This is a genomic window from Pedobacter sp. KH_004 (assembly GCF_057840755.1).
Genome location: NZ_CM174519.1, coordinates 2,133,847 through 2,159,835, shown reverse-complemented (window position 1 = coordinate 2,159,835; position 25,989 = coordinate 2,133,847). Strand labels below are relative to the sequence as shown.

The 25,989-nt window shown below is 40.4% G+C and carries 21 protein-coding genes and 1 riboswitch; of the genes, 13 read left to right on the top strand and 8 right to left on the bottom strand.

Annotated elements, in window-relative coordinates:
* Genes AC3ITD_RS09215 through AC3ITD_RS09205 form a run of 3 tightly spaced genes read right to left on the bottom strand, consistent with a single transcriptional unit; the run spans window position 1 to window position 2,414 of the window.
* Window positions 1-657, bottom strand: coding sequence for a thiamine phosphate synthase (locus AC3ITD_RS09215; RefSeq protein WP_489365896.1), 657 nt, complete (start codon window positions 655-657; stop codon window positions 1-3).
* Entirely contained in the window at window positions 648-1,691 is a 1,044-nt protein-coding gene (locus tag AC3ITD_RS09210; protein ID WP_265801426.1) for an AIR synthase family protein, read from the bottom strand. The genes AC3ITD_RS09215 and AC3ITD_RS09210 overlap by 10 nt, the downstream gene beginning before the upstream one ends.
* 6 nt (window positions 1,692-1,697) lie before the next feature.
* Window positions 1,698-2,414, bottom strand: a complete 717-nt coding sequence (locus AC3ITD_RS09205; protein ID WP_265801424.1) for a class I SAM-dependent methyltransferase — start codon at window positions 2,412-2,414, stop codon at window positions 1,698-1,700.
* 86 nt (window positions 2,415-2,500) lie between these two features.
* Window positions 2,501-2,603, bottom strand: a riboswitch (TPP riboswitch).
* A gap of 259 nt (window positions 2,604-2,862) precedes the next feature.
* On the opposite strand from AC3ITD_RS09205, the gene AC3ITD_RS09200 reads away from it, so the two are divergent.
* Window positions 2,863-3,405, top strand: a complete 543-nt coding sequence (locus AC3ITD_RS09200; RefSeq protein WP_489365894.1) for a hypothetical protein — start codon at window positions 2,863-2,865, stop codon at window positions 3,403-3,405.
* A 36-nt stretch (window positions 3,406-3,441) separates the two neighbouring features.
* Here AC3ITD_RS09200 and AC3ITD_RS09195 read toward each other — a convergent pair whose 3' ends face one another.
* On the bottom strand, window positions 3,442-4,146 hold the full coding sequence (locus AC3ITD_RS09195) for a response regulator transcription factor (protein ID WP_265801422.1): 705 nt from the start codon (window positions 4,144-4,146) through the stop codon (window positions 3,442-3,444).
* Window positions 4,147-4,154: 8 nt separating this feature from the next.
* Window positions 4,155-5,591, bottom strand: a complete 1,437-nt coding sequence (locus AC3ITD_RS09190; RefSeq protein ID WP_489365891.1) for a sensor histidine kinase — start codon at window positions 5,589-5,591, stop codon at window positions 4,155-4,157.
* A gap of 223 nt (window positions 5,592-5,814) precedes the next feature.
* Between AC3ITD_RS09190 and AC3ITD_RS09185 the strand changes: the two genes are divergently transcribed.
* The 9 genes from AC3ITD_RS09185 to AC3ITD_RS09145 all read left to right on the top strand — a co-directional run bounded on the left by AC3ITD_RS09185 (window position 5,815) and on the right by AC3ITD_RS09145 (window position 19,438).
* On the top strand, window positions 5,815-7,224 hold the full coding sequence (locus AC3ITD_RS09185; RefSeq protein WP_489365889.1) for an alpha-L-fucosidase: 1,410 nt from the start codon (window positions 5,815-5,817) through the stop codon (window positions 7,222-7,224).
* A 53-nt stretch (window positions 7,225-7,277) separates the two neighbouring features.
* Window positions 7,278-8,411 carry a redoxin domain-containing protein gene (locus tag AC3ITD_RS09180; RefSeq protein WP_489365887.1) on the top strand — a complete coding sequence of 378 codons (1,134 nt, stop codon included), beginning with the start codon at window positions 7,278-7,280 and terminating at the stop codon, window positions 8,409-8,411.
* A gap of 20 nt (window positions 8,412-8,431) precedes the next feature.
* A complete protein-coding gene (locus AC3ITD_RS09175) occupies window positions 8,432-10,138 on the top strand; it encodes a trypsin-like peptidase domain-containing protein (RefSeq protein ID WP_489365885.1) in 1,707 nt (568 codons plus the stop codon).
* An 84-nt stretch (window positions 10,139-10,222) separates the two neighbouring features.
* A complete protein-coding gene (locus tag AC3ITD_RS09170; protein ID WP_489365883.1) occupies window positions 10,223-13,465 on the top strand; it encodes a SusC/RagA family TonB-linked outer membrane protein in 3,243 nt (1,080 codons plus the stop codon).
* A gap of 9 nt (window positions 13,466-13,474) precedes the next feature.
* Window positions 13,475-15,400: a RagB/SusD family nutrient uptake outer membrane protein gene (locus AC3ITD_RS09165; protein WP_489365881.1), complete on the top strand. Its 1,926-nt coding sequence runs from the start codon at window positions 13,475-13,477 to the stop codon at window positions 15,398-15,400.
* Between the two features lie 13 nt (window positions 15,401-15,413).
* Window positions 15,414-16,682: a DUF5000 domain-containing lipoprotein gene (locus AC3ITD_RS09160; RefSeq protein WP_489365879.1), complete on the top strand. Its 1,269-nt coding sequence runs from the start codon at window positions 15,414-15,416 to the stop codon at window positions 16,680-16,682.
* A 9-nt stretch (window positions 16,683-16,691) separates the two neighbouring features.
* Window positions 16,692-17,900 carry a DUF4998 domain-containing protein gene (locus tag AC3ITD_RS09155; RefSeq protein ID WP_265801414.1) on the top strand — a complete coding sequence of 403 codons (1,209 nt, stop codon included), beginning with the start codon at window positions 16,692-16,694 and terminating at the stop codon, window positions 17,898-17,900.
* 121 nt (window positions 17,901-18,021) lie between these two features.
* Window positions 18,022-18,954, top strand: a complete 933-nt coding sequence (locus AC3ITD_RS09150; protein WP_489365877.1) for a hypothetical protein — start codon at window positions 18,022-18,024, stop codon at window positions 18,952-18,954.
* Between the two features lie 253 nt (window positions 18,955-19,207).
* Window positions 19,208-19,438, top strand: a complete 231-nt coding sequence (locus tag AC3ITD_RS09145; RefSeq protein ID WP_489365875.1) for a helix-turn-helix transcriptional regulator — start codon at window positions 19,208-19,210, stop codon at window positions 19,436-19,438.
* Window positions 19,439-19,639: 201 nt separating this feature from the next.
* Here AC3ITD_RS09145 and AC3ITD_RS09140 read toward each other — a convergent pair whose 3' ends face one another.
* Together AC3ITD_RS09140 and AC3ITD_RS09135 are read right to left on the bottom strand one after the other, a co-directional pair.
* Window positions 19,640-20,437 (bottom strand): type 1 glutamine amidotransferase domain-containing protein, encoded by a 798-nt coding sequence (locus tag AC3ITD_RS09140; RefSeq protein ID WP_489365873.1) that lies wholly within the window; start codon window positions 20,435-20,437, stop codon window positions 19,640-19,642.
* A 6-nt stretch (window positions 20,438-20,443) separates the two neighbouring features.
* Window positions 20,444-20,593, bottom strand: a complete 150-nt coding sequence (locus AC3ITD_RS09135) for a hypothetical protein (protein ID WP_463486069.1) — start codon at window positions 20,591-20,593, stop codon at window positions 20,444-20,446.
* Between the two features lie 174 nt (window positions 20,594-20,767).
* On the opposite strand from AC3ITD_RS09135, the gene AC3ITD_RS09130 reads away from it, so the two are divergent.
* Window positions 20,768-21,043 (top strand): hypothetical protein, encoded by a 276-nt coding sequence (locus AC3ITD_RS09130; RefSeq protein WP_489365871.1) that lies wholly within the window; start codon window positions 20,768-20,770, stop codon window positions 21,041-21,043.
* 139 nt (window positions 21,044-21,182) lie between these two features.
* On the opposite strand, the gene AC3ITD_RS09125 is transcribed toward AC3ITD_RS09130, so the two are convergent.
* The gene (locus tag AC3ITD_RS09125; RefSeq protein WP_489365869.1) at window positions 21,183-23,135 is read right to left on the bottom strand and encodes a glycoside hydrolase family 97 protein; all 1,953 of its coding nucleotides are present in this window, start codon (window positions 23,133-23,135) and stop codon (window positions 21,183-21,185) included.
* Between the two features lie 454 nt (window positions 23,136-23,589).
* On the opposite strand from AC3ITD_RS09125, the gene AC3ITD_RS09120 reads away from it, so the two are divergent.
* The gene (locus tag AC3ITD_RS09120) at window positions 23,590-24,741 is read left to right on the top strand and encodes a glycoside hydrolase family 88/105 protein (RefSeq protein WP_489365867.1); all 1,152 of its coding nucleotides are present in this window, start codon (window positions 23,590-23,592) and stop codon (window positions 24,739-24,741) included.
* Window positions 24,725-25,972, top strand: coding sequence for a DUF2264 domain-containing protein (locus tag AC3ITD_RS09115; RefSeq protein WP_489365865.1), 1,248 nt, complete (start codon window positions 24,725-24,727; stop codon window positions 25,970-25,972). Before AC3ITD_RS09120 ends, AC3ITD_RS09115 begins: the two co-directional genes overlap by 17 nt.
* The last annotated feature ends 17 nt before the right edge of the window (window positions 25,973-25,989 follow it).

The window sequence follows — 25,989 nt, the reverse complement described above, 5'->3', positions numbered from 1 at the left end:
TCATATCTTATTCTTTTGGTCATTTAGTGCAAGTTGAAAGGCCTTTGCTTCCTTTTCGGGATTGCTCGCTCCCAGTATTCCTGAAATTACAGCAACACCATCAAATGGTATTTTCAGTTTTAACATGGCGGTGTTGTCTGGAGTCATTCCACCTGAAACGAAGAATGGAATATTGGTAATCGCTCTGGCTTGCCGGACCGTTTCTGGCGAAACGATATCACAGCTCCCAGCTGAGCTTGATGGAAACATGGCGCAAAAGGAAATGTAGTCAATGTTGTACTGGTTTGCGCTTTGGACGGTATCCAGATGGCCCGAGCAGGTTACTCCGATAATAATTTTTCTTCCTACAGCCTGTCTAATGTTCAGCAGGTCATCTGGTAGTTGATCAAAATGTACACCGTCGAGGTGATCGGTTTCAAGTAGCAATTTCCAATCTTCATTAATCAGTACCGGAATGGAATAGGGGGCGCAAAGACTGGCGATTTCGCTAATGAGCGACAACTTATCAACTTGCGCAGGCCAGTTGTTCCATATTTGTACGATGTTTATTCCTCCAGCCAATGCCGATTCAATGCTTTTGAGTAATGTTTCCCTTTCCATAGCGGGATCAACCACCAAATAAACGCCGCCATCTATTGTTTTTTTAACTATTTCCATCCTTTTTGTTTTGAAGTAAAAAATGCATTCCAATAAGGGTCAGTAGAAAAGTAGGGTAAATCACTAGCCTCTCCATTGCTGATGAGCTTGTATCCACGCTCTCTGGCCGTAAACTTTCCGATGATGGTGGCCTGAATATGCTGGTCTGCTAATTTTTTTATAAGTGCATTTGCCTGAAATTTATCTACTGCCATAACCATGCTGCCGGCACCTACAGTAAATCTTGGATCAAGCCCGAACAGATCAGAAATTTCCTGTACGGTCTCGCTTACGGGAATTACACTGTTTTCAATTTCGACCCCGTTACCGGAAGCAATGGCCATTTCATAAACCGCTCCTAAAACTCCACCTTCCGTTACATCATGCATGGCCCTAACAGCATTGTTCCCAAATTCTTTTGCTATTAAAGCCTCAGCCAAACTGGATGTTTGATAAAACAAGCTACAAGCCAGATCATAATGTTCTTTTCCGATGGCATTCTTCACCGTTTCGGGGAAACTCATCGCCAAAATTGCTGATGAAGATAACGCACAGGCTTTGGTTACGAGGATCAGGTCGTCTTGTTGCGCATATCGGCTTAACAAAATGCTTTCGCGAGGGGCGTAAAGCATCATGGTACCACCTCCGGAAATCGTAGAGTTCTGTCCTTCAATTCTTCCGGTATGCCCGCCCGTAATGGCTACGCCAATCGAGCTGCAATATTGATGCACAAAGGTCCAATAGGTATTAAAATCCTGTTCGCTGAGTGAAGTGGGCAGATTTAAAACCATCTGTGCGTACATGGGTGCAAAGCTGGTGGTAGCCATGTCGTTAGCCATGAGATGCACCGATAGCCAGGCCGACTCTTGCAAACCGAGGGATGGAATCAGCGTAAGTGGGTCACTGGTCATGGCCAATGCCAGGCCATTCGGCAGATTCACAACAGATACATCTACTCCGAAAGCAGGTCCACAGTGTATTTCGCTACGGGCTTTTCCGGTTTTTTTCAAAATGATATCCTCAAATTCAGTATTGTTGATTTTTCCTGAACTCATCTTTTATCAGTCATTAAATCGAACATATAAACCGAAAAAATCACCAATCGGTAAGCTCCACTGCTGCATAGGAAACCATTTCGGAAGTCCTGTACAGGTCCATTCTATGGTATATTCACGCCCTTTTAACGCTTCATGAATTTTTTGGCTGAGCAGCTTTGGGGTGTAAAATGTTGCGGTAAGATAAAAGGGGTTTTGGCCAAAGATTTCCTGAACTCGTCTTCTCAACACTTTTGGTGAGTTTCTATTCATCATTCCGAATGCAATTCCTTTTTTGCCTACCCGAGCAGCCTCCCTGATCACCTGTATGGGATCGCGATAGTATTCGAATGTGGTAATGAAGGCCACGGCATCAAAGCTGTTGTTTTTGAAGGGCATAAAGTGTGAATCGGCATTGACCAGATCGCCATCAAAAAGATGAACTGCCTGACCCAGCATAAATGGCGAAAGATCGCCGCCAGTAGCTTCAATCCCTATTTCTTTCCACCATCTGGTGAAGCGGGTTGTGCCACAGCCAAATTCCAATAACTCGCTAATGTTTTTATCCTTCCCCACAAGTTCAGCCATCACCTTTTTTTGCCAAACTTCGGCACGTTTGTACCGTCCTTCATACCACTGTTCATAAGTGTCGGTATGTTCACGGTTGAAAAACCATTCCTTTCGGCCCTGCCAGTTGCTGAGCTTTTCGGAAAGTACATTGAAACTTTTTTGTTCTAATTGCATATGCTTGAAAATTTTAAACGCCTTACTGTTTACCGGAATTCGGATAGTGAACAGCGCTTAAATTCAAACAGCCAGGTGGCCGCAATCTATTTGAGCAGGTGCATCCCTACGCCGGTATTATCCGTGTCAGGTTCGCGGGTATTCATCTCAGCCTTTAACATTTTGTTAAAAGCACCCCGTGCAACAGCAGCAAATATATAAATTCTGATTAGAGTTGGAAATTTTCTGACATCATATAATGAATCAATGTATTTGCTTTCTTGTTTGCATTTTGAGGATTGTCAAAACAACATGCTTCATCCCTGCAGGAAAAAAAATAAAAATTTTAAACTTTAAAAAGTCTGGACATGTTTACTACTAACAGATTTGATCATCATTTTGGGCGATGACGAACACAATTATCCTTGAAGATTTTAAGAAAATATTAAACCATCACAAAACATATTTAATGCGCAGATTGATCAGTAAACAAATTTCTCTAAAAAAAAGAACAGGTGTTTTTGGACTTCTTTTGTTGATTGGAATGTTCATCAGTGCCTGCCATAAAGAAGATGAAAAAGGCTATGTGATGGATGCCAAACAATTTGCCATCTCTGTGAAGCAGGAGCACCTTTATCAAAACGAGATATTGGCTAAGTTGGAAAAAGGCCAGGGAAATCCTGCACTTGCTGACCTTGCGAATAAAAGAAGATTATCGTCCGTTGCTTATCATAACGATCTGGCTAGCTTTGATTTTTTAAAGGATACGGATAGCTTCAATCTCTCAGAGAGTCATGTCTTTAACCTGGAGAATGCTGATAAAAAGATGGGAGCGGAGCATTTGCGTACGCTCTTGTCAATGCTTATCGATTCTGATCAAACCCTGATCGGACTCCATGTAAAAGCTTCATCCAACCAGGGTGTGCAGGATGAACGACTGCGGCTTTGGGCAAGAGAAAAGATTTCTTCGTTACAAAGCAATCTTGATGAGGCGCAAAAGATAAAATTATAGCAACTTGAATATTTTAGAAGCATCGACCTTGAGATCTTATTTCACCTTTAAGATATAACCGAGTCCATAAACATTTTCTATACTCACCTGGGCAGAAGCTTTAAAAAGCCTCCTCAGCCGGGAAATAAAAACCTCCAGACTTTTGCCATTGAAGTAATCATCATTGCCCCATAAAGCCAAAAGCAAGTCTTTTTTCTTTACAACCTGATTGATGTTTGCTGATAGATGATCCAGAACTTCGGCTTCCCTCACTGTCAAAGAGATTTCTTTCTCATCAGGTAAAAGCACAAAAAGCTGATCTTTTTGATAGCTGATATCACCAATTTTAATGATGCCGGCCACCTGCGTTTTGGAGATAATCGTGGTATCTGAGAACTTATTCACGATGTTTCCAATCCTAAGCACCAGTTCCTCAATTTCGAATGGTTTGGAAATGTAATCAATGGCGCCAATTTTCAATCCGCGTAAACGATCTTGCTTTTCATTATGTGCCGTTAAAAAGAAAAATGCCTGGTTGGGGTTAAGCTTCATAATTTCTGTACTCAAATCGAAGCCGTTCATATCAGGAAGTTGAATATCCACAATCATGAGTTTATTATCGAGTTGATGCTGGCGGTAATGTTCAAGTGCTTCGGTAGCCGTTTTAAACCAGAGTACGCTAAAACCCCGAAGTTTTAAATACTCCGAAATCACATTTCCCAAGTCAACCTCATCTTCAATAATTATGATATCATATTTCATGTTCAACTTTAGTTTACGTGCTCATTTGTGTTAACAGGATTTTTAGGGATGTGTACCATAAATTCGGTGCCTGAACCGAGATGTGAATTTACTTCAATATTCCAGCCATGCAAATCAAGGCATTGTTTAACATAATATAGTCCCAAGCCCAAGCCAGAAACAGTTTTTTCACGGTCTGCTCTAAAAAATTTATCAAATAGCTTTGGCTTACTACTTTCTTCTATGCCTTTGCCATTATCCGCGATGTGAAGGACATAGTCATTATCGTTTTCAGTAATAAAAATGGAAGTTTTTTTAACGGTACTTTGATTGTGTTTGAAAGAGTTATCGAGCATGTTTTGCAGCATGGTTGTAAAAACAAATGGGTCGATTACTAGCAAAATTTCGTGGTGATAGGGATCAAAAGTAAGGGAATGTGGATCTTCAACTTTAATGCTAAAATCGTTAACAATAGTGAGTACCATATAATTAAGATCAGTCTCTTCCAGGTTGATGTTGTTGTTTATCTCAGAAATTTCGAGCATTTGGTTGATGTGAGAATGCAACCGCATTGCTTGTCGTTCCACAATATGAACCAAAGCTTTTACCCGGCTCCTGTCGTTTAGCACTTCCTCTTCATCCAGGCTTTTGCTGGCTACTAAAATGGTCGTAATTGGGGTATTAAACTCATGTTTGATGCTGTTTAAAAAGTCTGATTTTACCTCAGCCTCTTTCTTCTGGCGCATCCAATTGATGTAGGTGTAATAGTTTATGCCTACAATTATTACAATGCACAAGGCCACCAGCAGAAACGTTGGAAGCATTTCCATCGCCACTTTTAATGGTCTGCCCGGAGCATCAACAAACAAATTAAAGGTAATGCGATAATCGTAAACCAATGTTCCGCTTACAGAGAGGTTAGTTACGCGATTTTGGCTATTCGGGCTACCGAGCGTGCCATCAATAATTACCCCAAAAGGATTTACAGCTGGAAGTAAGGTTTCATTGTTGCTTTTCTGTTTAAAGATGAACACGTTTCCCATTTTCTTGGTAAAAGTAAGTTCAATGGATTCGAAAGTAAGCAGATACTGAAGGTTAGCATCTAAGCCGTTACGCTTAACAATTGATTTAAAGATACTATCCATCGAGCTATTTGCTTTCAGATTAAGCAATAACGTATCACTCACTTTTTGTGATAAGGCTTTAAATTCATTTTTATTGGCATAGTAGGCAGCTTTAAGCCGCGACATATTCCTGGATAAAATGGTATCGATGATCTTTCCGCCGCCAGGATACAACTTATCATCAGAAATACTCCGCCCATATTCATCATTAATCAAAGTTTTATCCTTGATGCTGTATTCTCTATCGCGAAGCATGTAAGTATTGTAGGTTAATCTCAGCTGAACCAAAAGCAGGATGAGAAAACTAACCAATACGACGGATTTATAGATGCGATCTTTCATTTTATGCCTAAAAATAGGTCTATTATTCCGAAATATTATGCTGTTAAGTTTTTGTTAGGCTTTTGTTAGGTTTCCGTTAGATAAATTATTGCCTTAGCCACACTAGCTTTGGATTATAGAAACATCGATTGCTCCTGTGCGTTGATTTACAGTGAATTGTAACCGATCAGTTGTTTCTTAAATGAACCTTTAAAAACCCTACAAACCTAAATTTCCAGTAAAGATGACTATTAAAAAAATCATAGCGCTTCTCCTTTTCGTTTCAGCACTGACTTCTGTTGAGCAGGTTTCTGCCCAACAAAATGCAAAAAAGAAAAACTTAACCGATTTACAACAAGATTTTGTTGATCTGGGTTTAGGCATGTTCATCCACTACGGTATGCCAACTTTTATGGATCAGGATTGGTCTGATCCAGATGCAGCGCTTAATTTGTTTCAATCGCCAAAGCTTGATGCCGATCAATGGGCGAAAGCGGCAAAGTCGGCAAATATGACTTACGGTTGCTTAACTACCAAACATCATAGCGGTTTCCCGATCTGGAATACCAAAACAACCAGTTACAATGTAATGAATACGCCACTTAAACGCGATGTGGTTAAGGAATATGCTGATGCATTTCGGAAGAATGGCTTAAAAGTGATGTTGTACTATTCTATTCTGGATACTCATAATGGTATTCGCCCAAACCAAATTACGCCAGCCCATATCAAATTAATTAAAGAGCAGATTACGGAGTTGTTAACCAACTATGGAGAAATTACCGCACTGGTTATTGATGGTTGGGATGCTCCATGGTCGAGAATTTCTTATGATGATGTTCCTTTTGAAGATATCTACTATCTGATTAAATCTCTACAGCAAAACTGTTTGGTAATGGATTTAAATGCAGCTAAATACCCAACGGAAGCACTATTTTATACGGATATCAAATCTTATGAGCAGGGAGCCGGACAGTTTATCTCTAAAGAAAGCAACAAATTACCTGCTTTAGCCTGCCTTCCCTTGCAACAAAATTGGTTTTGGAAAACATCATTTCCAACTACGCCTGTTAAAGATGTAAATGAGTTGGTGAACAAATTCATTATCCCATACAATGGTGCCTATTGCAATTTCATTTTAAATGTTGCTCCTAATAAAAATGGTCTGATTGATGATAATGCCCTTACCGCATTAAAAGAAATGGGGAAACTTTATAAGCCTTCGGCTAATCCACCAAAATTGCCACAACATCCGGCTCCAATTATTTCAAGCAACATTGCAAAAGGCGTAATCAGTAACAGTACCTGGAGCGATGACATGAATATCATGGATTTTGCAAACGACGACAATTTCAGGTCGAGCTGGTCTTCTAATCCTACTGTTAAAGCACCATGGTACGAGGTAAAACTTGAGAAATCAATGCCTTGCAACATGATCGTGATTACCGCTGGTAATTCTTCAGGTGCCAGATATGATCTGGAATACTTTGCAGATGGAAAATGGCTACCACTAAAAGCACAAGCAGCCGGAGAGAAAAAGGTGAGCATTTTCAGATTTGAGAGAATCTGGTGTGAGAAAATCAGGGTGAACCTTTCTGGTTTCAAACATGCGCCGGCAATAGCAGAGTTCGCCGTATTTGATGAACGCAATTAAGTGCCGACCCTCCATTTACCTCAATATTAAATTACGCTTAATACGCTGTACTCATGAAATTTAAAACGCTTTTATTACTGTCAGGATTCTTGCCCTTTTTTGCACTTGGGCAAGCAAACGACTTCACGCTATCCGGCAAAATTGGAAACCTTAGTAAGCCTGCAAAAGCCTATTTGGATTATATGGATAATGGCGTGAGCCACGAAGATTCGACCGAAGTGGTGGATGGATCCTTCCAGTTTACAGGGCCGCTTTCAGGAGTGGCAAATGCCAGACTGGCGTTGGATCATCATGGTGGAGGAAAGCAAAAAGCAATCTATACCGGCGACGTGGTTTATATCTATTTCGGTAAGGAAAAAATTGTTTTTACTTCGAAAGACTCTTTACAAAATGCTGTTGTGAGTGGTTCGAAAGTTTACGATGAATTTGTAGCGTACAACAAACAAATCGGCGGGACCATCATGGCGCTAACAAAAGCTGTAAATGCAGACTTTAACAGTGGTACGCCAGAACAACAGCGAGACTCTGCTTACATTAAAGCGGTAGATGCCCGTTTCAGGAACAATATTAAAGCGAGAGAAGCAAAACAATTTTTATTTGCCAAAACACATCCAAATTCATATTTCGGTTTAGTCGCTTTGTCCGAATCTGCTGGAACGAGTGTAGATGTTGCCAAAGTTTCGCCGGTTTATCAGGCACTTGCGCAAAACCTGCGAGATACGGATATGGGAAAAGAATTGGCCCAGCGAATTGCAGCAAATAGTGCCACCGCAATTGGTTCTTCTGCACCCTTATTTTCTCAAAATAATGTGATTGGCAAACCCGTATCGCTTGAGCAGTTAAGAGGAAAAGTTGTCCTTTTAGAGTTTTGGGCAAGCTGGTGTGGTCCATGCAGAGCAGAAAATCCCAACCTGGTGAAAGACTACAGTAGATATAAAGAAAAAGGTTTCGAAATTCTTGCGGTATCGTTAGATCAATCAAAAGAAAACTGGTTAAAAGCCATTGAACAGGATGGGTTACCATGGCTTCATGTTTCCGATTTAAAAGGCTGGAACAATGAAGTTGGCCGATTATACGGAATACGGGCAGTACCAGCCAATTTCCTTTTAGATAAGGATGGAAAAGTGATCGCCAGCAATTTGAGGGGCGAAGATTTGAATAAAAAATTAGCTTCACTATTTAATTAATAACTGATAGTCAATTCATTATGCGATTCAAGAGTGTTGTGCTTCTTCATTGGTTTTCGATCTTTGGTCGTGTCGCTTTATGCTGCATCCTGAGTACCCTAACAAGCTATGCACAAAAGAATGGCGCAAAAGTATTGGAGCAGCATGTTGCATCAGCAGTGGACAAAGCTTATCAGGCAAGTGTGCGGATTTGGGGTTTCGATACGGTAAGAAATGAACGTACTTCCGCACAGTTTAGCGGGGTTGTGGTAACTAGCGAAGGCTATATTCTAACCGCCGCACATGTTATTCAGCCAGGTAAAAGCTACAAAGTTTTCTTTCCTGATGGAAAAAATGTTATCGCTGTGGCACTCGGCAGAATAGATGTGAAAGAAACTCCAGGCATACCAGATGTTGGTATGATGAAGATTAAAGGTAATGGAAAATGGCCATACGCTGCAATGGGATTTTCGTCCTCGTTAAAGAATGGTGCACCTTGCCTCAGCATTTCTTATCCCGAAAGTCTTAACCAGGAATTGCCTACTATTCGTTTCGGGAATATTTTAGATAGAAAAAACCAGTATGGATTTGTACAGTCGTCTTGCAAAATGGAACCTGGCGACTCTGGCGGACCATTATTTGACCTTGACGGAAAAGTAGTTGCGATTCATAGTGCCATTGACGTTTCGGAAGATATGAATTTTGAGATACCGGTAGATATTTACCGGAAATATTGGTCGGCCTTGCAGTTAGAAAAAAATTACAGTGCATTGCCAGCTATTGTTGATAGCAGCACCGAAAATTCTCCGAACCTCAGCTTAGCCAAAAAGTACGCTTTTAACGAGTTAAGTACAGAGCAGAATGCTAAACAAGCATTCCTGGTGATTAATAGTTTTATAGACGGGGAGCAGCTGGAGGTGTCAGCGAGTGTATTTAACCTAAGAAACAATCTTGGTAAACCAGTGCAGGTTTTGGTGAGCAAAAGCAGTATGATTGGCGATTCTGCCCATCTTGTTTACGATGGCAAACTTTACAACCTGAACATTTTAGCCCGTGATCAAACCAATGATCTGGTCATGCTAGCGACTACAAAACACTTTAAGTATGGAGTAAAGTTGGACAGTAACTACCACGTTAATAACCCGAAGTTGAAGGGCGAATTTGTTTTTACAAAGCAGGCAGATGGTAGAGTGGTGGCGAGCATCATCGGAAGCGAGGAGATCACTTTGCCCAAAATAATGAGTCAGCCACTTTTGGGTGCAATGGTGGTGTATGAATCTAGTCCGGCAGTTTTTTCATTGATTAAACAAAAAAGCCCTGCAGAAGCGCTTGGACTAGAAGTAGGTGACGAGCTGGTGAGCTTCGGTGGGCATGAGCTAAAAAGCAGCAAGGAATTTGTAGCTGCGGTTTCTCAGTACTGGCCTGCCGATGAAGTGCTAATAAGCTGGAAAAGAAAAGAAAAGCTCTACAAAGGAACCGTAACTTTTGCATGGCAGGCACAAAGTGTTTCAAAGCATCCGGTAGATCGGTTTGCCGGCGGGAAATCAAAAAGGAGAGATGGTTTTGATGCCGTTTATACCCATGACTTAGCGTTGTTGCCCCAACAAATAGGAACTTCTGTTTACGATTTAGAAGGGAATTTTGTGGGAATTAATATCGCCAGATTTAGCCGGACTTCCACATTGATCATGCCTTCTTATAAAATTGCAGCTTTCATTTATCAATATAAATTTAAAACCCACTCCTAATTGCAGCCTATGATGTAACCATTACAAGTAACCAATTAACTGTGCTGATGATTCAGTAAAAATAAACTATAACCAACCAAACTTATGAACCAAAATTTTACTATTCGGGTAAGGCGCAGGCCTTATTCAGGAAATCTGTGGATACTATTTGCCATTCTCGGAATCGGAATTCTACAACTTATAAACCCTGCGATGGCGCAACAGGGCACCACATTTAAAATCACGGGAACCGTTAAAGATTCTCTTGGATTGGGTATACCAGGCGTAAGCTTGCAGGTAAAAGGACAAAGCAATATGGGTAGCGTTACCGATGGCGATGGAAAATTTACCTTGAATGCCATTGCCAATGCAACAGTCGTGGTGTCTTCAGTAGGTTTTAAAACCAAAACATTTATCGCCAGCCTGGATAAAACAAGGGTAGACCTGATTTTAAGCAGTGATGATAATAACCTGAGCGACGTTGTGGTCACTGCTTTCGGCAAGAAAGAACGCAGGGAAGCAATGGTCGGATCGGTAACCAGTATCACGCCATCTAAACTCAAAATTCCATCAAGTAATTTAACCAATGCTATGGCCGGACAAATTGCGGGTGTAGTGGCTTATCAGCGCAGCGGACAGCCCGGCCTTGATAATTCGACGTTTTTCATCAGAGGGGTAACTACTTTTGGATATAAACAAGACCCCTTGATTTTGGTAGATAACGTAGAGCTCACTGCCAACGATCTTGCCCGTTTACAGGTTGATGATATTGCTAGTTTCTCCATTTTAAAAGATGCCAGTGCAACTGCACTTTATGGCGCCAGGGGTGCAAACGGAGTAATATTGGTCACCACCAAAGAAGGTGTTGAAGGTAATGCAAAGGTAAATGTGAGGTTTGAGAATTCTATTTCCCAATCCACCCAAAACCTGGATATTGCTGATCCGATTACATTTATGAAGATGTATAACGAAGCGATTACCACCCGTAATCCGCTGGGCGTTCCTCGTTTTACACAAAATGATATCTTTAACCGTGAGCAAACCATTAACAATGCTCCGGGAAGCAATAAATATGTTTATCCGGCAGTAAATTGGATTGATGAATTATTTAAAGAAAGTACAAATAACCAGCGTTTAAACGGAAGTGTGAGTGGTGGCGGCAAGGTAGCCAGATATTACATAGGAACATCTTACAACCGTGATAATGGAATTTTAAAGGTGAGTCCAGTCAACAATTTCAATAACAATGTGAAGCTGGAAAATTATCAGCTGCGCTCTAACGTGAATATCAACGTAACAAAAACTACCGAAATTGTGCTTAGGCTTTCGGGTACTTTTGATGAGTATAACGGTCCAATTACAGATGATGGCTCATTCTCTGCCGATCTGTACAAAAAAGCGTTGCATACCAGTCCGGTACTTTTTCCAGCATTTTACCCTGCTGATCCTTCGACAGGTATCGACACACACATCTTGTTTGGAAATAGCTCAACAGAAGGCACTGGTAATACCGTGGGTTATTCAAATCCTTATGCAGACATGATGAAAGGCTATAAGTCGTTTTCAAGATCCAGAATGTCGGCTCAGCTTGAACTTAATCAGGATTTAGGATTTTTAACAAAAGGCCTTTCGTTTAAGGGTATGTTTAATACCAACAGGTATTCCTATTTCGATTTAACAAGACAATATTCTCCGTTTTTTTACAATGTTGCCTCTTACGATAGAATCAGCAATCAATATTCGTTAAACTGGATCAATAATCAGCCAGGGCAGGCCTCAGAATATTTGAGTTTTGAGCCAGGCTTTAAGGATGTGAACACTTTTGTTTACATGCAGGGGGTGATAGATTATTCGAGACAATTGGGTAACAAACACAATATCAGCAGTACCATTATTGCCACCAGGCAACAACGGCTATATGCGAACGCAACTGATCCGCAAACTAATTTACCAAGTTTACAATATTCACTTCCTTACCGAAATGTGGGCATATCTGGTCGTTTGGGCTATTCTTATGATAGCCGTTACTTCGCCGAGTTCAATTTTGGATACAATGGTTCAGAGCGTTTTGCCGAGAAGAACAGGTTTGGTTTCTTTCCGACCATTGGCGGCTCATGGGTAGTATCAAACGAAGCATTCTGGAATTCGGATGTTAAAAAGGTGATGAATAAGTTAAAGGTTAGGGCCAGTTATGGCTTGGTGGGTAATGATGCGATTGGTGCGCAACGCTTTTTCTATCTCTCGAATGTGAATTTAAATGGCGGCAATCCAGCTTTCTTTGGTCAAAATAATGGCGTTACCCGTCCGGGTGTAAGCATTACAAATTATGCAAACGATGCAGTAACCTGGGAAACATCTCGCCAAACGAACATTGGTTTAGAGATGAGCTTTTTTAACAGCCTAAACATTATCGCGGAGGTTTATAAACAACATCGTTATAATATTTTAATGGAAAGAGCTTCGATTCCCACCAGTATGGGTTTAGAATCAGCAGTGAGTGCAAATTTGGGTACAGCCGATTCGAGAGGGATAGATTTCTCTGCCGATTACAGCAAAACCTTCCGCGGTGGCTTTTGGATGTCGGGCAGAATGAACTTTACATTCTCGCAAAACAAATATGGCCAATACGAACAACCCGCTTACCGCGAACCTTGGAGAATACTTTCCGGTCAAAAAATCGGTGTACGCTGGGGTTACATCGCCGAACGTTTATTTGTGGATGATCAGGAGGCAGCGGCATCGCCGGCACAGCTTTTCGGTTCAGGCGCTTCTGCACCAAAAGGAGGAGATATTAAATACACCGACCTAAACAATGATGGCAAAATTACCGAGGCCGATCAGGTTTTCCTTGGTTTGCCGTCTACACCAGAAATTGTGTATGGAGCAGGTTTATCTATGGGTTTCAAAAAGATCGATTTATCGATGTTTTTTCAAGGCGTAGGCAGAACCAGCTTTTTCATTAATCCATCTGATGTGAGTCCGTTTTTACAGAACCGCCAGGTGCTACAGGTTTTTGCCGATAGCCATTGGACAGAAGAAAACCAGGATTTGTATGCAAAATATCCACGTTTAGGTACAACTGCACCAGAAATCAGCAACAATCTGCAAACAAGCTCATGGTGGATGAGAGACGGTGCTTTTATCCGTTTAAAATCGGTGGAAATTGGTTATACCTTCCCTGATAAACTGGCGAAAAAGGCTTTCCTTTCTAACTGCAGAATTTACTTTAATGCCTTGAATCCATTTACATGGAGCAGGTTTAAAGATTGGGATCCGGAGTTGGCTTCGAACGGCTTTAGCTATCCTATCCAGAAAGTATATAACATTGGAATCAACGTAAATCTTTAAGCAGATCACATGAAACTCAATTATAAAATAATCATACTTATCGCAATTGTTGCGGGTATGGTGCAATCCTGCAAAAAATACCTCGATGTTACGCCAGATAATGTGGCCACCATCGATTACGCTTTTAGAAATAGAAATGAGGCGGAGAATTATCTCTTCACTTGCTATTCTACCTTGCAAAATATGGTACCATCTAACAATGATGCGGCCTTTACCACTTCTGGTGAAATTTATTTTCCAAACACGCTTACCGAAGCTACCTTGGGGAACAGGGAAGCAGAACAAGGTTTCCATTTAATTAGAGGGGTACAAAATACCGACAATCCATCGCTAAATTACTGGGATGGGGAGCAACTTGGCCAACCCATTTTTAAAGCCATCAGAAGGTGCAATATATTTCTGGAAAATATTAGCAAACCAAAAGATTTACCACAGTTTGAGCGAAACAGGTGGATTGCTGAAGTGAAATTTTTAAAAGCCTACTATCATTTCTATCTGTTGAGAATGTATGGTCCTATTCCTTTGATTAAAGATAATTTGGCAATTGATGCAGGAACAGAAGAAGTGAGGGTAAAGCGTGAACCAGTTGATGCCTGTTTTCAATACATCACCTCGCTATTGGATGAGGCCACGCCAGATTTACCAAGAACAATACAGGATCCGGCACAAAGTTTAGGTAGAATTACGCAACTGATCTCTCTTACTTTAAAAGCCGAGATACTAACCACTCAGGCCAGTCCGCTTTTTAATGGCAACCGTGATTATGCCAGTTTCAAAGATAAAGACGGCATAAATCTTTTCCCTGCAGCTTTTCAGGCAGAAAAATGGTCAAAAGCGGTGTTAGCTTGCCAGGAAGCTGTAAAAGCATGTGAACAGAGCAATATGTCGCTTTACCACTTTGTTTCTCCGGGTAACCTTCCAACTATCCCTGCGCCGCTAAAAACGGTTATGGATATCAGGCAGAGTATAACCGAAAATTGGGAAAAAAATTCGGAGGTGATCTGGGCGTTAAATTCAACTTTCAACTTGCAATCTATGGCAATGCCAAGATTAACCGCTGCGATGGTACAGAATATGGGCGGAGCACCAGGAAACTTTGCCGTACCTATCGGGATGGCCGAACTTTTCTATTCAAAAAATGGCGTTCCAATTAACGAAGATCCAGGTTACGATTATCGCGGAAGGTATGCCGTTGCAACAGTTGCAGCAGATCATAAATATTATATGAAAAGCGGTTATCAAACCATTAAAATGCACATGGATAGAGAGCCGAGATTCTATGCAGATTTATCTTTCGATGGAAGCTGTTTCTTTGGAAACGGTCAAACCGATCCTGAAAATATGTTATTTGTTCAAGCCCGTGGCGCAACTTCTATCGCTGGCCCTAAGGATAATATTCGGGTAAATGTATCGGGTTACTGGCCAAGCAAACTGGTAAACTATCAATCCGTTTTCGGAACTGAAGTTACTCAGGCAGGTTTTAAACTGCCGCTGATGCGCTTAGCTGGCCTGTATTTACTTTACGCAGAAACGCTTAATGAAGTAAACGGACCATCGGCAGAAGCCTACAGCTACATTGATAAAGTTCGTGCCCGTGCTGGTTTGAAAGGTGTTCAGGAATCGTGGTCATTATATTCGTCAAATCCGGGTAAGGCGGCTTCTAAAGATGGTTTAAGAGCTATCATCCAACAGGAGAGAAGAATTGAGCTTTGTTTTGAAGGACGTATAGGCTGGGATCTTCGCCGCTGGAAAATTATACAGGATGTTTTAAGTAAACCATTGCAAGGTTGGAACATTCAGGATGCTACGCCTGAAGGTTATTACAGACAGCGAAATCTCGTGATTCCATCCTTCGGCCTTAAAGATTATTTATGGCCAATAAAATATAACGACTTAATTGTCAATCCAAATCTTGTTCAAAACCCTTACTGGTAATTTAAAAACTAAGATGATGAAAACGAATTCAATAAGATATATTGGTTGGAGCATGGTGCAGCTTATGGCTGCCCTGCTTCTTCTATGCTCGCTTAATGCGTGTAAAGAAACAGAAGGTTTTAACGATGTGGTATCTCAGGATATGGCGAAACCGGGCATCATTACCGGTGTGCGGGTAGATAACCAGGCTGGAGCGGCAGTGCTTTCTTATCAGCTGCCCAATTCTGGAAACCTGCTTTATGTACAGGCAGAATACCGGATCAATTCGCGTACAGTACGCCAGTCTAAAGCTTCTTATTACAGCGATACCTTAAGGGTAGAAGGTTTTGAAAAAGCCGGTGATTATGAAGTAACGCTTTACGCAGTATCGCGTGCGAATGTTAAAAGCGATCCTATTAAAGTTAATGTAAGGCCAACCACCCCGGCTTACCTGATGGCTTATCCCACTATTCAAGTTCAGGCCGATTTTGGAGGTGTAAATATCTCGGCTACCAATCCATCAAAAAAAGCCATTGGGGTTATTGTTATTTCTAATGATAAAACTACTGGAAAATTATTGCCTGTAGAACAGTTTTACACCGAAGCCGAAACCATAAATTTCAGTGTTCGCGGTTTTGATACGTTAAAGAGAGATTTCGGTGTGTACGTTACAGATAGATGGGGAAATATTTCTGATACGCTGTACAAGTCTATCAATCCTATTTTCGAAACTCTGGTTCCAAAAACAAGGTTTAGCGAGTATCGCCTGGCTTCAGATTCTCCTTTAGGTGCTACTAGTTTGGGTTGGAATACCACCAGGTTATGGGATAACAATACCAACGATCCTGGCTGGCATACCGAAGCTGGATTTGGTAAGCCTTTACAGCTTTGTACTTTTGATATGGGTGTTTTAGCTAAGTTGAGCCGGTATAAGTTATGGGAGCGGGGCGAAGCCTATGGAAATGATTACTCTTATAATCATGGTAACCCGAAAACGTGGACACTATGGGGTTCTTCTAAAACGGCCCCTGTTGATACAAATTTACCGACTACCTCTGCAAAAGGTACCGTAGTGGGTGATTGGGTAAATCTTGGCAACTTCACCTGTCCGCCGCCGCCTTCGGGCAATGCACCAGGGCAAACCACTCCTGCAGATTTAGCAGCCGTAAAAGCTGGTTTCGAATTTAACATTGGCATTGATGCGCCGAAAGTGAGATTTATCAGACTGGCTGTAAACAGTACCTGGGGCAATGCAGATTTTGCTCACGTAATGGAACTATCATTTTGGGGAAACACCAATTAAAAGGAAAACATGGCAACTAAAAATATAACGCGGATTTTATTAGCCTTGGTGGCTATCGCATTTTTTTACGGATGTAGCAAAGATGCGCTTGATTATAAAGATTATTTAGACGGTAAGGAAAAGATTTATCCCGGTTTCCCTGAAAAGGTAACCGCCTCTCCCGGAAACTATCGTATTAAGCTTACCTGGAAGGCAAGTCCTGATCCAAGTGTAAGCCGCTATATGATTTATTGGAACAATGCACAAGATTCACTGGCATTACAGGCGCCAGACCGGTCGGTGGCTAACGTTTCAGTAATTATTTCAAATCTGGTAGAATACAATTATTCATTTACCATTTACTCATTTGATAAAGCTGGAAATAAATCGGTTCCGGTACAAATTAACAATGTTAAAGTATACGGAGATAGCTATAAAACGAGTTTAACCAATCGTTTCCTTGTGGCTAGTGCGCCTTACCAGCTTGATGACAACGGCATCACTTTGCAGTTTGAACGCCCCGATACGATCAACATCAGCACCGAAATCCGATATACTTATAAAGATGGAACCGTTCGCCAGGCAAAACTTGGGCCTGATGCAAATTCGATACGTTTAGCAGATTACAAGGTTGGAACTAAAGTGTATTTCAGGTCGTCCTATGTTCCTGTTCAATCTGCTATTGATACATTTTATACCGCAGGTTTCGACTCCTTGAGTAACATCATGGTTCCAGTGGATAAATCGTTGTTTAAACCCTTAAAACTGACTAATGATGTGGGTACGTATAGCAGTGAAACTTCATTATCGAAACTATGGAATGGAAATAAGGCGCCAACAGGTTATCCTGATATTTTTCATAGTGATGATAGCACACCATTGCCTCACCACTTCACTTTTGATATGGGAAAACAGGTGGCAAACCTTGCCCAGTTTGAAATCATTGGTCGCGATTGCTGTAACAACCCAACTAAATTTGAAATTTGGGGAATTGCCGATTTAACAGGTGCCCAAACGCAATCGCCGGCAGATTCACCTGGATGGACCGCCGAATCTAATGGTCGCGGCTGGAAATTACTTAAAACGGTTGAACGAAGCGATGACGGATCTGCGCCTTTCAAAGTGGCATTTCCTGATGGATTACCCACGGTAAGATATATTCGAATACGGGTAATCTCTGTTGCCAGTGGCGATGCTTACTATAGCAACATTAGCGAAGTTTCTTTCTGGAACAAATAACGAAAAGGGTGGGCATATTGATCTGAATGATCTTGCCCACCTTTATTTTTCAATGGATTATTATTGGTCTTTTCACCAATTAATCCTCATCTCTGTCATTCTTTAAACACCTATTTTATACATGAACATTTTTTCTAGCGGAAATCATTACTACTTCGTGCTGCTCCTTACTTTATTTTTTTCTTCACAAGAAATACATGCCCAACAGTTAGCTGCTGATGTCTCTTCTACCAGTCAAAAGCCCCTCGATAGCCTATGGCAAGAACATTGGTTTGAGCATAAAAAGCAACTTAAGTTGGTAGGAAGCAATGATGATGTTGCGGTTTACTATGACGAGCAGATGCCAAACTCCGTACGTTGGCCAATAGGGTTGATGGGTAAGTGTTGGGCGTATGTGAAACAAAATTATGGTGCTTTTGGTGCTGATCCAAAATTATACGTCATCCTCCACCAGGTAAATGGCAAAGATTATGGTGGTGGGCATCCTTCGCCATTTTTTGATCGAAGCCACGATTATAAAAACGTAATCGATTGTGGGCTTGGAAACTGGACTAATCCCGTAGGCGAGCAGATTGGTATGCCTATTCACGAAATGGGCCACATTGTTACCAGTGCCAGTCATGGTGCAAAAGGTTCGCCATCTGATGCGCTTTGGGGCGACAGTAAATTTATGGAAATCTTCAATTACGATGTACTGTTAAATATTGGAATGAAAGCAGAAGCAGAAAAGGTGTTTACCCAGATGCAATCACAGTATGATGATTTTCCAAGAGCCGGAACGCAATGGTTTAAAAATTGGTTTTATCCGATCTATAGCGGTTATGGAAAGGGCAAAGTTTTAAACAAATATTTCGCGTTGCTGGCACAGTATTTTCCAAAAGGTAGGGGTAACCGCTTTCAACGTGATTTAAACTATGGGGAATTTGTTCATTTTTGGAGCGGGGCTGCGGGCGTAGATTTAAAGAAAACCGCTGAAAAAGCTTTTGGCTGGCCAATGGAATATGAACTCCAATTGCAACAAGCTAAAAAAGAGTTTTCAGGGGTGATTTATTGATCGTTTTCAAATCCTAAATATTCCTGTCAGTCAGTGATTTAAAAAAAGGTCTATCACATTTGTCAACCATCACAGTATTCGCGGTGAAATCGTACAAAAATATGATCATTGTCTACTTCATCGATCTTATTTTGAATGTTAAATATTACAAAATTACACGAATAATGATGATAAAAGTCAAAAAAACGCCTATTTTGTAGTTGTAAACAGTCATGTTTGCTATTAAACGTTTAATTTTTTTTAGATTTGAAACATGAACCACGAAAAAGAAATTTCATCAAATATCATGGGGATTGATACTCAGGATATTAAAATGATAGAATTAATTGCTGAAGGACGAACTTACAGTGAAATAAGTGAAGCACTTAAAGTTAAGCTTAGCAAGGTTGAGAACATACGAAAGCTTCTGATCAGCAAAACACGAACGAGAAATACCGCTTCTTTGGTATCGTTTGCGTATAGATATGGATTACTTAAGGTTTAACAGTTGAAAAAGTGTGGTTTAGTTTTTACCAACGAAAACAATTTCATAAGGTTTGCTTTTCTATCTGGAGATCAACCATTTCAATAATTGATATTTGAATATAATACGGTAGCGGAGAACAATCGAAATCCTTTTCCTGAGCCAATAAATAAAGGGATTATTTCATCAATAATCCCTTTATTTATTACAAATCTCGTTTGTTTAAATTAAATCATCAGGTTTCGTCGCGATATATTGTTCAGCATTTTCTTGCCATTGCTTTTGCTCAGGTAACGGAGTTTCATCATCTTTAATCTGCTGATTTGCAGTTGCTTTATTTTGATTCAGGAACTCAATAAGTGCTTTTGCGGTTGGGCCAGCGGATAACGGATTTTGACCAGTAATAAGTAAACCATCCGTTTCCACATGCGATAAAAACGGAACCAATGCCGTTTTAACTTCCGCACCTAGTTCCTCGAGTTTTGATTGCAACAAAAAAGGAACATTTCCACTTCGACCCACCATCGTTTCTTCGGTGTTGCTAAAAGCAGAAATAGTTTTCCCTTTCAAAAAGCCTGGGCGTTGGTTTTCTGCGCTAATTAAAGCAGCGCTACCATGGCAAACGGCAGCAACAGGTTTACCTGCATCAATAAAATCAAGAATCAAAATTCCGCTGTTGTTATCTTTAGCTAAATCCCAAATCGGGCCATGGCCGCCAGGATAAAACACGGCATCAAAATCCGAAGCATTCATCTGATTTAGCGGCTGCGTATGCGAAAATGCAGCTTTTGCAACCTCATCCTCTTGAAACCTTCTGTTTGCACCCGTAATATTTTCGGTGAGCTCACTCATAGGGTCAACGGGTGGTCTTCCGCCTTTTACACTCGCAAGGGTAACGTTAAATCCAGCATCAATAAATTCGTAATATGGATCTGTAAATTCACCCAGCCACACGCCTGTCTTGCCATCGGTATTTTCCATCTCGCTGTGCGAGGTTAGTATCATCAATATATTTTTCATCTCTCTTTATTTAATATCTTCTGCATCCAGTTCGTTTCCTTCCTCATCTATGCGCTGATGCTCATCCCAATTCGTTTCTTCTTGTTTAGCTTGCGAATCACTAGGTTGCGTTTGTTCGTTTTCCGCCTCGTTGTTTTTGTCTTTTGGGTCTATCATAACTCTTAGTTTTAGTAAAGGGATAACAGTACTTATGCTTTAAAGGTTCGCAAAAGTTCAAAACATGACAATTCTAATTGAGTCAATATATATTTCAACATCAGTTTAATTGGAAAGATACAACCTGCAAACTTTTTAGTGGATTTGAGAGTTTAATGAGGTAAATATTAAATCATGATAAGCGAAATAAGCAAGGAAACCCAGGCAAAATTTGATCAAGGTGTTGTAGAATCAATATGGAGTGAAAATGGCGAGCTGAGCTATGTAATTAAAGATGGCCTTAACATTGAAGAATATGCGATAGTGATTAAGGAGGTTTTGGAGTCGCAAAAAGAAATTGCTCATGACTTTGCCGGCACGGTTACAAACGAAAGTAGAACAGTATTTGCCAAATTTGAATATAAATCTGGCTGGTTTCTGGAAGGCTTAGCTGATGGCGAAATCGAATAATCAGTTTTGACAAAAAGATAAGACGATCAGGTGCAGAGCAAAAAAAGCTGCTTGATAGGTCGATTCTCTTCAGTTGTTATATGCGACGATAAGCTGAATGATAGATTCGCTTGAATACGAAAATTTTTGCTTTCAACATTTATTTTCCGACCAATACCGTACCTCCATCAGGCAGTAATTTAATTTTGATATGGTTGCTGCTGTTTAACGAAAGTTTATTGAGTTGAGGTTCACGGTTTGTGCCATCACTATAAACTTGCAGACTTTTATTGGTTAGCATTGGTAAGGCAATATCCATTTCTTTTTCAGTTTTTTCGGCATTAATTGCAGCAATGTACCAGGTATCTTTATGGCGACGGGCGAGTACTACAAATTTGCCGGGATAACCATCCAGTAAAATCGTTTCATCCCATGTGGTGGGTACGTTCTTCATAAAATCAATCACATGGGCAGGCATATCCGTCAAGTTATTTGGAGTGATGCCAAAATTTTGCACAGGTGTTTGAAACAAGATAGCGGTTGCCAGCTGAAAGCTTTCAGTAGTTTTGCGTATTTTCCCTCCGTTATTCTCTTTGTTATGAAATTTATTCAGCAACACAGGACCAAAATCCATCGCACCTACAGCATTTCTAATAAATGGGTGTAAACTGGCGTTATATGCCTCATTATCATTTGCTGCTTGCGTAAAAATTAGGTTTTCTGAGGCCAATACTGCCTCACTACCTACAAAATTCGGATACATCCTTTCCCAGCCACGCGGCAAGGTGCAGCCATGAAAAATTACGCTAAGCCCATAAGTATTGGCATCCGACAAAATATCTTCATAAAGCTTCATTGTTTCCTGCTTGTCGCCACCAAAGAAATCCACCTTAATTCCTTTTATCCCGATGCTTTGCATCCATGCCATTTCCTTTTTTCTGGCAGAAGCACTGTTCATTTTGTTTTTTGGCGTCTGTGGCGCATCGTTCCAAAAACCATTTGAGTTGTACCATAAACAAACACCCACGTTTTTACCTTTGGCATATTTTGCCAGCGCTTCAATTTTTTCTTTGCCGATTTTGGCATCCCACCAATTGTCTACCAATACAAATTTATAACCCATGGCCGATGATAAATCAACAAATTTTTTCTGGTCATCGAAATTGATACTATTATCTTGCCATAGTAACCAGCTCCAGGTAGAACGGCCAAAGCTGTAGTTTTTCGAAGCCTGATATTGAGGTTCTACAACATCAAATGGGATGGTCGTTTCTACAATCGGCTTCAAATCATTGCCAACTGTAATGGTTCGCCATGGCGTATAAGCTGGAAGCGACATTGCTGGTTTGGCACTTCCTAATCCATTGTTTTCTCCCATTTCCGGGAAAGCGATTTGATACAATCCATCTTTGGTACCCTCGCTAAGTTTAGATCCGCAGTACAAACTGTTTACGCCAGTTTCCGATATCAGCAGCCAGCCTTTATTACCCAAGTGAAAAAGACCAGGAAAGGTATATCCAATGCCGTATTTGGAAGCTGTCCCCATCGGTTGATCGGCAATATATTCTTCTTCGTAGCTGGGTTTGGTTTTCATCCAGCCAATCATTGGGCTGGCTTGTGGTGTTAAAAATGTTGTGGTAGCTGCAGGAAAATTGAAACCGCTCAATTCTTTTTCTACTGTAAAATTAGCGGGTTCGCCAACCTGCGGAATGTAGTAACGGAAAGCTATATTGTTATTGCTCACCTGAAAAATTACCTGTAGTTCGTTTTTATTCGCGGTTGCAAATTTGCAAGTAAGCTCATTGGCCTGATACCTAACAGTGCTTTTTTTGATTTTGGCTTCCGAATAAGTCTCGTCAATAGAACGCGACTGCTGGCTTACAAAATTTAAGCCGGCAGACAAATCTACTTTCGTACCCTTTAAACCCAAAGGAGATTTTTCAAGCATTTGTGTGCCTGCAAAGTTCACTTCGTAGAAAAGTTTTCCATCTGTTAAGTTAAGTTTAACGTTAAGTTTTTTATCAGGACTAGAAACCATTAGTTCTTGGGCTGATGATGCTAAAAAACTAAATAGAAGTAAGCATGCACAAGAAATTTTTTTAAACGAAGTCATAAAATAGTCGATTAGATAAAATTGGTTAAACCAAACACTAAATGGTCAGCTTTATAGCAATTGCTTACCCTTACGCAAAAATTGATTTGAACAAAATCGGTTTTTAGCGCTTGTCTGGCTGGTTTTAATATTTGGTTTTATGGCAGAAAAAGTACGGATAATTTTTTAAATGTCACTAACACGTTTATAATTACCTGATTTTTAATGCAGAGCAGCTGATAACTTTGTTATGATTTAATCCTATTTTTTATGTAACTAGTTGATAAATAGTATTTTATATGTCTTTTAAGCCTTAGCTTTAAAGAAAAATCGATAAAAAAAACTTCCATAACATAACTAAAAACTCATGGATTTGATCGATCTTCAACAAATTAATATAGATAAAGATGAGACAGAGATCTCAAATTGAGTAATAGAAAAGCTTGATAACCAAATAAAATGATCAACCAAAACAATGAGAAAAAATAAAACCATCAAGCTGATTTTGTTCCAGGTACTTTTTGCATTTTCATTTACCCATGCCCAGGAAAGTGAAGCTGTTCTTGCTCAAATAAATCTGGCAAATCATTATTGGCAATCCAATAACAAACCGCAGGTAAGGGCATTTTGGGACCACGCGGCCTACCACACAGGGAACATGGAAATTTATCAACTCACCAAAAATGAAACTTATAGGAAGTATTCGGAAGATTGGGCTAACCATAACAATTGGATGGGTGCTAAATCAACTGATAAATCTCACTGGAAATATACATACGGTGAGAAAGACGATTATGTGCTTTTTGGCGACTGGCAAATCTGTTTTCAAACCTATATCGATTTATACAATATTCAACCTGATGAACATAAAATAGCCCGGGCGAAAGAGGTAATGGGCTATCAAATAAATACGGATAAAAATGATTACTGGTGGTGGGCCGATGGATTGTTTATGGTGATGCCAGTAATGACCAAACTTTATAAGCTTACGGGAGATAAAAAATACCTGGAAAAACTCCATGAGTATCTCATTTATTCCAACAGTATCATGTACGATAAGCAGGCGAGGCTTTACTATCGTGATGCCAAATATGTATATCCAAAACATAAATCGAGCAATGGCGGAAAGGATTTCTGGGCCCGAGGGGATGGATGGGTTTTCGCTGGATTAGCGAAAGTGCTTAAAGACTTACCTAAAAATGATCCTCACCGGAAGGAATATCTTAAAATTTATAAAGGTATGGCCACCGCTATTCTTAATTCGCAACAAAAGGAGGGCTATTGGACCAGAAGCATGCTTGATCCACAACATGCACCAGGACCAGAAACCAGTGGAACCGCATTTTTTACTTACGGCTTATTTTGGGGCATAAATAACGGGATTTTAAAAGAAAAACAATTTCTACCATCAGCTAAATTAGCATGGAATTATCTCTCTCAAACTGCGCTTCAAAAGGACGGAAGGGTTGGTTTCGTACAGCCAATAGGAGAAAAAGCCATCCCGGGGCAAATTGTTGATGCAAACTCTACAGCAAATTTTGGAGTAGGCGCATTTTTACTTGCTGGCTGTGAATATTATCGTTTTCTAACCAAACACAAATCAATTTTCCATGACTATAAAAAGTAAATACCTGATTTTGCTCTTCCTGAGCATGATGACTTCCATCACTTTTGCGCAAAAGAAAACCAAAATTAAACAAAACCAAGTGCTTACCGATCGTCAGTTTTGGTTGGCCCAGATGGATAAGATGGTTCGGCCTGTAATTTATAATCTGGCCAAAGACAGTTTACGCATAGCCATGCCGCAGGTAACCTCCATCCATGTCGATAACAAGGCAAATCGGATTAAAGTTCAATATGTTGAGGTTTTAGGTCGCGTATTAAGTGGAATTGCACCTTGGCTACAGTTAGAAGGAGGGAGCAAGCAAGAAGTTGAACTCAGAAATCAATATCGGGAATGGGCCTTGCAAGGAGTGAAAAATGCTTTGGATTCTAATGCAAAAGATTTTATGAACTTTGATATTGGAGGGCAACAACTTGTTGATGCTTCATATTTGGCCATTGCATTTACCCGGGCGCCATGGCTTTGGGAAAATCTAGATAAAAAAAATCAGTTGTTATTGGTTAAATCAATCGCGACAACGCGAAGGTTTAAACCAGTTTTTTCTAACTGGTTGCTTTTTTCTGCGATGAACGAAGCTTTTATGGCCAGGTTCGGCTTTGATTGGGATCCGATGCGTGTTGATTATGCACTACAGCAGATGGGACAATGGTACACTGGCGACGGTATGTACACTGACGGAACAAGTTTCGCTTTTGATTATTACAACAGCTATGTCATTCATCCTTACCTGGCAGAGATTGCTGATATCATTGGTAAAAAGACCAACGCTTACAATGCGATGTTCGAGAAAATTCGCAAGCGAAATGAGCGTTACGCCATTATACAGGAGCGCTTAATTAATGCAGATGGAAGTTATCCTGCTACGGGTCGATCTATTATTTATCGTGGTGCAGCTTTTCATCATCTGGCCGATGTTGCTTTGAGAAAGACATTGCCGAAACAGCTTAGTCCTGCGCAAGTTAGAGGTGCGTTGACTGCTGTTATCAAGAAAACTTTAGAAAGCCCAACGACCTACAAAGCAGGCTGGTTAACTATCGGATTGTATGGAGCACAGCCTTCGTTAGGCGATTTTTATAACAATCAAGGTAGTCCTTACATCGCTACTAACATCTTTCTTCCATTAGGATTATCAGAAAACGATCCATTTTGGGCAAGTCCTGCAGAAAAATGGTCGGCACAAAAAATATGGGGTGGAGAAGACTTTCAGAATGACCATAGTGAGAGTTTAAAGTAATATATATAGTTACATGG